The organism is Acidobacteriota bacterium (assembly GCA_003696075.1).
In the GTDB taxonomy this organism is placed as follows: domain Bacteria; phylum Acidobacteriota; class Polarisedimenticolia; order J045; family J045; genus J045.
Genome location: RFHH01000060.1, coordinates 1 through 8935 on the forward strand (window position 1 = coordinate 1; position 8935 = coordinate 8935).

The following is an 8935-nucleotide window of genomic DNA, read 5'->3' on the forward strand; positions in this document are numbered from 1 at the left end:
CCGCTCCGCTGGCCTACCCGGCCTCCCGCCCGCTCTCCAGAGCTGGACGACGGGGAGTCCTGCACGAGCGGGACGGCCTGCCCACCCGACAGACGGAGCCCGCGTGGCGTCGCTGGAAAGGCCGGCGGGAAGCGCATTCGGTCGAGGTTTGCCACACGGCCCTCTTCCCTTCCACCGGTCGGGATCGGCCACGGCACCTTCGCGATTTCGGGGCGCCTTCGAGCACCGGCGAGAGGACCCTTTCGGCGAGCCCGGGTCGAAAGCCCGATCGCCCCGGGGTAACCCGCGGTCTGCCCGGTGCCGCCGGAGCGGAGGGGGCCGCATCGGCTGCCGGCGCCTGCGTTGCTGCAACTCCGTTCCGCCGGCGGTCCGTGACCCCCTGCCTTCCTCCCGCATCCCTAGGGCGAAGCGCCGGGCCGGCGCAGCGAAGGTCCGGTGAGGTTAAGTCCTCTCCTTTCAAGAGGATCCTGACGTGAACGGTGGACGAGACAACCTCTTTTCGTTGGCGGCCCTGTGCGTGAGCGCAGCTCTGGCCCTTGGGCCGGGCCCGGCCGAAGGATCGGCGACGACGGGTCCGGCCTCCGGCGGCCCGGTCGGCGTGGTGCACGTCGAGGCGGCCGGTCCGCTCGGCTCACGGGGGGCGTTGCCGTCTCCATCCGAGGATGTCCTGGCGGCGCGCCCCGCGCCTGCGGTCGCGCCCGGAGCATCCCCCCCCGCGGAACGCATCTCTCGCGCGGCACCCGGCCCACCGCTCACCCCGGTGGATGGCGGGGCGCCCGTTTCGCCCGGGCCCAGGGCGCACGGCACCGCGTCCCCTGATGGCGATGCCCTGCCGGACCCGGGGCTTCCCGGCGGACCGCTGACGCTCGAGCGCGCGATCGCCCTTGCCGAGGAGCGGAACCCGCAGCTCGCGGCGGCGTCGGCGCGGGCGGAGGCGGGAGAGGCGATGGTGCGGGCGGCCCGGGCGGAACGGAGGCCGCGCGTGAACCTCGAAGAGACCGTCTCGCGGACCACGAACCCGACGCTCGTTTTCTCCAACCTTCTCGGGCAGGAGGCGTTCGGTCCGGAGAACTTCGCGATCGACGCCCTCAACCGGCCCGACGCCCTCGACAACTTCGCCACGCGCCTCTCCGTCGAGCAGCCGCTGTGGACCGGCGGGCGGATCGCCCACGGGCTCGCCGCGGCCCGGGCCGAGGGCGAGGCCAGGCGCGCCGAACGCGAGGCGGTGCGGCAGCGGATCGTGAGCGGGGTGATCGAGGCGTACGCGGGCGCCCTGCTCGCGCGGGCGCGTGTAGCGGTCGCGGAGAAATCGCTCGCAACGGTGCGCCAGCAGGTCGAGATGGTGCGGAACCACTTCGAGGCCGGCCTCGTCGTCGAATCCGATCTGCTCCAGGTTCAGGTGCACGAAAGCGAGGTGATGGAAGAGCTGATCCGCGCGCGGTCGGATGCCGAGGTTGCCCTCGCCGCCCTCGACCTGGCCATCGGGCTGCCGCTCGAAACGGATCTCGAGCTTCCCGAAACGCTCGAGATGGGGACGGACGAGGGCGAGCCGGATATCGCGGCGTTGACCGCGGAGGCGCTCGCGCAGCGGCCGGATCTGGCAGCGGCGCGGCATCGACTCGAGGCGGGCCGCCGGTCGGTTGCGCTGGCGCGGGCGGCGCGCTGGCCGGAGATCGGCCTCGCCGGAATGGTCGAAGCGAACGATCCCGACTTCATCGGGACATCCGGCACCAACTGGAGCGTGATGTTGAACGCGCGCTGGACGATCGGCGACTTCGGACGCACCACCGCCCGCGTCCGAGCCCGGCGGCGCGAGCTGGAGGCGGCCCAGCAGGACGTGCTCCAGTTCGAGCGTAGCGTCGCGCTCGAGGTTCGCCGCGCCGTTTCGGAGCTGAGGGCGGCGCGGGCGCGGGTCGAGCAGGCCCGCCGGGCGGTGAAACTCGCGGAAAGCAGCCTGCGGATCGTCACCGACCGCTACCGAGAGGGCCTCACGACACTGGTCGAGCTGATGAAGGCCGAAACGGCCCTGACCGCAGCGCGGATGCGAGAGGTGGCGGCGCGGCGCGACGTGCTCGTCGCACGCGCCCGGGTCGATCTCGCGGCGGGGCGGCTGTGAAGCGCGGCGGCACCGGTCCGGTCCGAGGCGGAAACCGAATCGACGAGACGATGCGAGGGACGAGCCGATGATGCGGGCGAGACGGACGAACGAAACGGCATGGAGCAGGATCGCCGCAGCCGCGGCGCTCGCGATGTGGCTGCTGCCGGCCGCCGGGTGCGCCGGCGGCGAGGGGCGCCGCGAGGCCGCGGTGGAAGAACAGCCGCTGGCGGTCGAGGTCGCCGAAGCGAGGCGCGAGGCGGTGCCGCAGCTCACCGAGGCGAGCGGTGGCGTCGAGCCGTGGCGGCGAGCCGCCCCCGGTACGAAGATCCTCGGCCGCGTCGAGACGGTCGCGGTGAGCGAGGGCCAGCATGTCGCCGCCGGCGCGCTCCTGGCGAAGCTCGATACCCGGGATCTCGAGGCGGCCGTCGAGCAGGCGGAGGCGGCCGTCGCGATGGCCGAGGCCCAGCTCGAGAACGCCCGGACGCAGCACCGGCGGATGGTCGATCTCCACGAGCGCGGCTCGGTCACCGACAAGAATGTCGAGGACGCCGTCGCCGCGCTGCGGGTGCGCGAAGCGGCGCTGGAGCAGGCCAAGGCGAACCTCGCCGCGGCCAGGGTGACCCTCGGGTATGCCGAGATCCGCGCGCCGTTTGCCGGGTGGGTCGTGGACAAGCGCGTCGAGCGGGGAGATATGGCAGCCCCCGGCGCTCCGCTCTTCGTCATCGAGGATCTGTCGCGCGTCAAGGTCCGCGTGCAGGTCCCCGAGGCGAGCGTGATCGGGCTCGGGAAGGGCGGGCCGGCCCGCGTGCGCATCGATGCTCTCGACCTCGACCGCGAGGCCACGATCGCACGCGTGATCCCTGCGGGCGATCCCGCGAGCCGCACGTTCGACGTCGAGGTCGTTCTGGACAATCCCGACGGCGCGATCCGCTCCGGGATGTTCGCGCGGGTCAGCTTCCCGCGCGGCGAGCGCGAGGTACTGGTCGTTCCGGAACGGGCGCTCGTCCGTCGGGGCCAGCTCGTCGGGCTGTACGTCGTCGGGAAGGATGGCCGCGCGCGGCTGCGTTGGATCCGCACCGGGGCGAAGACGGAGCGCGGGGTGGAGGTGCTCTCCGGCCTCGACGCCGGCGAACGCTACGTGGTCGAGCCGCCGCCCGAGCTGACGGACGGCCGGGCCGTCGTGGAGCGTTGAGCCCATGTTCACCGGAATCGGACCCGCGGGCCGCATCGGCCACTTCTTCATCGAGTCGAAGCTGACTCCGCTCCTCGTCGCTGCGGCGCTGGCGGTCGGCGCCTTCGCGGTCGTGCTCACGCCGCGCGAGGAGGAGCCGCAGATCGTCGTCCCGATGGTCGACCTTTTCGTCGGCCTGCCGGGAGCTTCGCCCGCCGAGGTCGAAAACCGCGTGACCATCCCGCTCGAGAAGCGCATGTGGGAGATTCCCGGCGTGGAGTACGTCTACTCCGTCTCGCGCCCGGGAATGGCCATGGTCACGGTCCGCTTCTACGTCGGCGAGGACCAGGAGCGCAGCCTGGTCAAGGTCTACGAGAAGCTCGTCTCGGGGATGGATCGCATGCCGGCGGGAGCCACACCGCCGCTGGTCAAGGTGCGCACCATCGACGACGTGCCGGTGCTCGGCCTGACCCTGTGGTCGTCACGCCACGATGGGTTCGAGCTGCGGCAGATCGCCGCCGAGCTGAAGAAGGAGATCGACCGGCTCGACGAGGTGTCGGTCAGCCGCATCATCGGCGGCCGGCGCCGCGCCGTTCTCGTGCGGCTCGACCCGGAGCGGATGTCGGCCTTTGGGGTCGATCCCGCCGGGGTCGCCTCGGCCCTGCAGATGCAGAACGCGGCGCTCACCGCCGGCGAGTTCGACCGCGGTGACCGCCGGATCCGCGTGGAAACCGGTGCCCTGCTGCGCGATCGCGACGAGGTGGCACGACTCGTCGTGGGCTTGCACGCCGGCCGGCCGGTCTACCTCGCGGATGTGGCGGAGATCGCCGACGGACCTGAGGAACCTCGCGAGTACGTCGCCTTCGGGGCGGGGCCCGCGGCGGCCGAGCGGGGAATCGTGGGGGCCGGCGGGCCCGATCGGCTGATGCCGGCGGTGACGATCGCGATCGCCAAACGGAAGGGATCCGACGCGTCGTGGGTCGTCGACGAGGTGATGAAGAAGGTGGAGACCCTGCGCGGCTCCCTGATCCCTCCGGACGTCCAGATCACCGTCACGCGTGACTACGGCGCCACCGCCCGAACCAAGGCTGACGAGCTGCTCATGCACTTGCTGGGCGCGATCCTGTCGGTGACCGTGGTCATCGCGCTCTCCCTCGGTTGGCGCGGAGCCGCCGTGGTGTTCGTGTCGGTGCCGGTCACGTTCGCGCTGACGCTGTTCGTCTACTACCTGTTCGGCTACACGCTGAACCGGGTCACGCTGTTCGCGTTGATCTTCGTGACCGGTATCGTGGTCGACGACTCGATCATCGTCGTCGAGAACATCGTCCGCCATTTCCAGATCCGGAAGCTGCCGCCGCTCCAGGCCGCCGTCGCGGCCGTGGACGAGGTCGGCAACCCGACCATCCTTGCCACGCTCACGGTGATCGCCGCCGTGCTTCCGATGGCCTTCGTGCGCGGGTTGATGGGGCCCTATATGCGCCCGATGCCGGTCGGAGCATCGCTGGCGATGACCTTTTCGCTGGCGGTGGCCTTGGTGGTCGCGCCGTACCTTGGCTATCGCGTGTTGCGGGGGACACACGGGGCGGACGAAAAGCCCTACGTGCTCGAGGAGACGCGCATCTACCGCACCTACAACGCCATCCTGCGGCCGCTCCTCGTGAGTACCTGGCGGCGCTGGTTGTTCCTCGGGTTCGTGACGCTGCTGCTGGTTCTGTCGATGGTCCTCTTCCCGCTGAAGTGGATCACCGTGAAGATGCTTCCCTTCGACAACAAGAGCGAGCTGCAGGTGATCATCGACATGCCGGAGGGCACGACGCTGGAGCGAACGGCCAGGGTGGCGCGGGAGATGGCGTCGTACATGATGACGGTGCCCGAGGTCACGGATGTGGAGCTGTACGCCGGCACCGCATCGCCGCACAACTTCAACGGCCTGGTGCGGCACTACGACCTCCGCCAGGGTCCGAATGTGGCCGATCTGCAAGTGAACTTCGTCGACAAGGACGCTCGCGACGATCAGAGTCACGACATCGCGCGGCGGATCCGTCCGGAGCTGACGCGGATTGCCGAAAAGTACGGAGCGGCGGTCAAGATCGCCGAGGTGCCGCCGGGGCCTCCGGTGCTGGCGACTCTTCTCGCCGAGGTCTACGGGCCGACGGAGGAGGCACGGCTGGCGGCCGCGCGCCGGATCCTGGACGTGTTCCGCTCGACGGACGGAGTGGTGGATGTCGACTGGTTCGTAGAGGATCCGCAACCGAAGCTCGTGTTCAAGGTCGACCGCGAAAAGGCCGCCCGGGCGGGGGTTCCGGCCGCTGCCGTCGCGCGGGCGCTGAGGCTCGCGCTCGGCGGCGAGCCGGTCGGCCTCCTCCACGACGAGGACGCCGCGGAGCCGGTGCCGATCGAGCTGCGGTTGCCGCGGGCGCAGCGCTCGTCGGCCGCCGATCTGGAGAAGGTCCGGCTGGCGTCGATGAACGGGACGCTCGTACCGCTGTCGGAACTGGTGCGCGTGGAAGAGACCGTCGTCCCACCGAGCCGCTACCGGAAGAACCTCAAGCCGGTGATCTATGTCGCCGGCGACGTGGCCGGCCGCGAGGAGAGTCCTGTCTACGCGATTCTCAAGATGGCGGACGAGATCGCAGAGATCGAGACACCGGGAGGGGCGAAGATCGAGCAGTACTACCGGGACGAACCGTTCTCGACCGAGCGGGTGGCGATGAAGTGGGATGGCGAGTGGCACATCACCTACGAGGTCTTCCGGGATCTCGGCGGAGCCTTCGCGGTGGTGCTGGTGCTGATCTACATGCTGATCATCGCCTGGTTCAAGTCGTTCAAGGTGCCGCTGGTGATGATGATCGCCATCCCGCTGTCCCTGGTCGGCATCCTGCCGGGACACTGGTTGTTCGGCGCGTTCTTCACTGCGACGTCGATGATCGGTTTCATCGCACTCGCGGGCATCATGGTGCGCAACTCGGTGCTGCTGATCGATTTCGTCGACCTGGCACGAGAACAGGGCAAGACGCTCGGCGAGGCGGTCATCGAGGCGGGCGCCGTCCGCTTCCGGCCGATCTTGCTGACGGCCGGAACGGTCGTGGTCGGAGCGTTCGTGATCATCTTCGATCCGATCTTCGAAGGTCTCGCGATCTCGCTGATGGCCGGCTCGGTCGCCTCGACGATGCTGACGCTCGTGGTGGTCCCTCTCGTCTATTACATGGTCGAAAAGCGCCGCCAGGCGAAGCCCTATCCGGACGACTGGACCGCCTGCGCGGCGCCGGCGGATCGATGATGAGTCTTTCCCGGTGCCGCGGTGGGCGAGGGCCCGTGGGGACGCTCCCTCCGGAAGCGGCGGGAGGGGAAGGCCCCGCTGCGCCGGCGACGGCCAGAGCGGTTCGCTTTTTTCGAGCAGCGGCGGATGCGGGTGTCGCGCCGCTCGCACCGGCAGCGGGTGAATCCGTTCGCTCCCGGTGGCCGGCCGCGAATCGAGGGGATACGTCCTCCGCGCTGCCGGCGGCCGGAGCCGTCGGGCCCCGGCGGCGGGTCGCCGACGGCGGGAAAACGCCCTCCAGCCGCTTGGCGGGTGCACCCGGTGGCTGCCGGCGCCATGCCGCGAGCGGAGGGGGGCCGTCCTCCGGGCGGGCGGCCGGTGGGGCCGCCGGCTCCCGGCAGAAGGTCGCGAACGGAGAAGTCGCGTCCCTCACGCCGGCGGCGGGCGGGTTGACCGGTCCTGTCCCACCGGTAGCGGCGGAGCTCGCGCCGCCGCGCGGTCCTTCGCCGGCGCATCGTCCCGGCGCGCGGACCGTTCGAATCTCCGCGGGGCGCGGCGGGTGCCCTCGCCACGCCCGGCGGCGAGAGGCGCCCCGTTTCCTCCCAGAACGGCACGAGCGCCCGCCGGCTCCCGCCGAAGGGTCGCGTGCGAGCCTCGCGCGCCCGTCGTGCCGGCATCGGGCGGAGCGGTCCGGCCCGTTCGGCCGATCCCGCGCCGTGGCGTCGCGTCCTTCGCCCCGCCGTCTGTTCTGTCCGGTGGCAGCGGCCGGGCGAGCCGCGCTGCCCTTTCCCCGCTCCGGGTCTGTCCAACCCGGAATCCGGCGAGGTGAACCATGAAGCAACTCACGATCTTCTGCAGTCCGGAACACGAGGCCCGCGTCGTGCGCGCTCTCGAGCGGATCGATGTCGAAGGATTCGCCCGCGTCGGCGACGTGACGGGGAACCGCTTTCAGCACGAGGTCGAAGGCCGCCACACCGTCGGGTGGCAGGCGGCGATGTTCATCGTGCCGGGTCTGACCGACGCTCAGGCGCAATCCGTGATCGACGAACTGGAGTCGTTCGCCGGCGAGTGCGCGGAGAAGCCGTGCTTGAGGATCGTTCTCTCCACCATCGACGCGCTCTACTGAGCGCTTTCCGACGGCGACGCGGTCTCCTTGACGCTACCCAACGCCGGCGCGCTCTACTGAGCGCAATCCAACGTCGGCGCATTCTGCTGAGTGCTCTCCAACGTCGGCGCACTCTTCTGAGCGCTATCCAACGTCGACGCACTCTACTGAGCGCTATCCAACGTCGACGGATTCTGCTGAGCGCTATCCAACGTCAAGGTGCTCTACCGAGCGCTTTCCAGCATCGATGCGGTCCGCTGAACGCCGATCGAACGGCCTCCAAAAACCCGGCGCATCGCCGCGGGCGCTCCGGCGTGATCTTCCCGCCGTCGCGAGCCCGACGGTCCTTTCCGCGCGCTGGCGCGAGGTGGATGCAAGGTGCCGTTGAGCGATCCCGGGCCGAAGCGATAACATCGACCGGACACGCAGGCCGATCCGGTTTTCGCGCGACGGGGAGGCCCGGTTCGGAACGCGTGTCCGGCTTGCCCCGGGGACGAGAGGGATCGGTGAAACGGCTTTCGACGCGCAGCACGGCGAGGCAGGCCGCGCGGTCGCTGTTGCTCGTGCTTCCGGTGGCCCTCCTCGCGGGCGGCTGCGTGCGGACGCTTCACGAGGCCGATTTCTTCTATCCGCGACGGCGCGCACTCGTCCCGGATCGGGTGATCCGCGAGAACGTCGAGATACCAGCCGGTGACGGCACGATGCTGCGCGGCTGGCTGCTGCGGCCGGAGGATCCGCGGGGGTCGCTGATCTACTTCTACGGCAACGGCGAGACGGTGCAGGACGTCCAGGCGCGGACGTTCTGGCTTGCCCGTCACTTCTCGCTCCGGGTGCTCAGCGTCGATTATCGGGGCTACGGTTTCAGCGACGGCGAGCCGTCGGCTGCGGCGCTCTTCGCCGATGCGGTGACGATCCGCGACAGCATGGAGCGCCGGCTGGGCGACGGGCCGGTGATCGCCTACGGCCGGTCTCTCGGGTCGTTCGTTGCCCTGAAGCTCGCCTCGGAGCGACAGCTGGACGGCCTGATCCTCGAGGGGACGGTCGATCGGCTCGAGAACGCCCTCCCGCAGCTCAGGCGCCTCGCCCCCTGGTACGTGCGCTGGTTCGTGCGCCCGCGCCTCGGTGACGACCTTCGCGCGCACGAACCACCCGTGTCGGTCATCGCGCGCGTCGGCGCTCCTCTGCTCGTCATCCAGGGCGAGCAGGACGAGCTGTTCCCGCCCGAACTGGCACGCCGTCTTTTCGAGGCTTCGCCAGCCTCCGACAAGCAGTGGTGTCCCGTCCCCGGAGCCGGCCACAACA

General features: G+C 70.4%; 5 protein-coding genes. All 5 read left to right on the forward strand.

All coding sequences use genetic code 11. From position 1 onward, the window contains the following. Positions 1-472: 472 nt before the first annotated feature. On the forward strand, positions 473-2116 hold the full coding sequence (locus D6718_03850; protein RMG47322.1) for a hypothetical protein: 1644 nt from the start codon (positions 473-475) through the stop codon (positions 2114-2116). Positions 2117-2183: 67 nt separating this feature from the next. Continuing rightward, a complete protein-coding gene (locus D6718_03855; protein ID RMG47323.1) occupies positions 2184-3290 on the forward strand; it encodes an efflux RND transporter periplasmic adaptor subunit in 1107 nt (368 codons plus the stop codon). A gap of 4 nt (positions 3291-3294) precedes the next feature. Next, positions 3295-6549: an efflux RND transporter permease subunit gene (locus tag D6718_03860; protein ID RMG47324.1), complete on the forward strand. Its 3255-nt coding sequence runs from the start codon at positions 3295-3297 to the stop codon at positions 6547-6549. A gap of 811 nt (positions 6550-7360) precedes the next feature. Next, positions 7361-7654, forward strand: a complete 294-nt coding sequence (locus tag D6718_03865) for a hypothetical protein (protein RMG47325.1) — start codon at positions 7361-7363, stop codon at positions 7652-7654. A 485-nt stretch (positions 7655-8139) separates the two neighbouring features. Continuing rightward, a partial coding sequence (locus D6718_03870) for an alpha/beta fold hydrolase (protein ID RMG47326.1) occupies positions 8140-8935 on the forward strand: 796 nt, incomplete at its 3' end.

Bases quoted from the DNA above. Each gene is read 5' to 3' on its own strand.
- D6718_03865 (RMG47325.1), top strand. From the start codon at position 7,361: ATGAAGCAACTCACGATCTTCTGCAGTCCGGAACACGAGGCCCGCGTC.
- D6718_03860 (RMG47324.1), top strand. From the start codon at position 3,295: ATGTTCACCGGAATCGGACCCGCGGGCCGCATCGGCCACTTCTTCATC.
- D6718_03855 (RMG47323.1), top strand. From the start codon at position 2,184: ATGATGCGGGCGAGACGGACGAACGAAACGGCATGGAGCAGGATCGCC.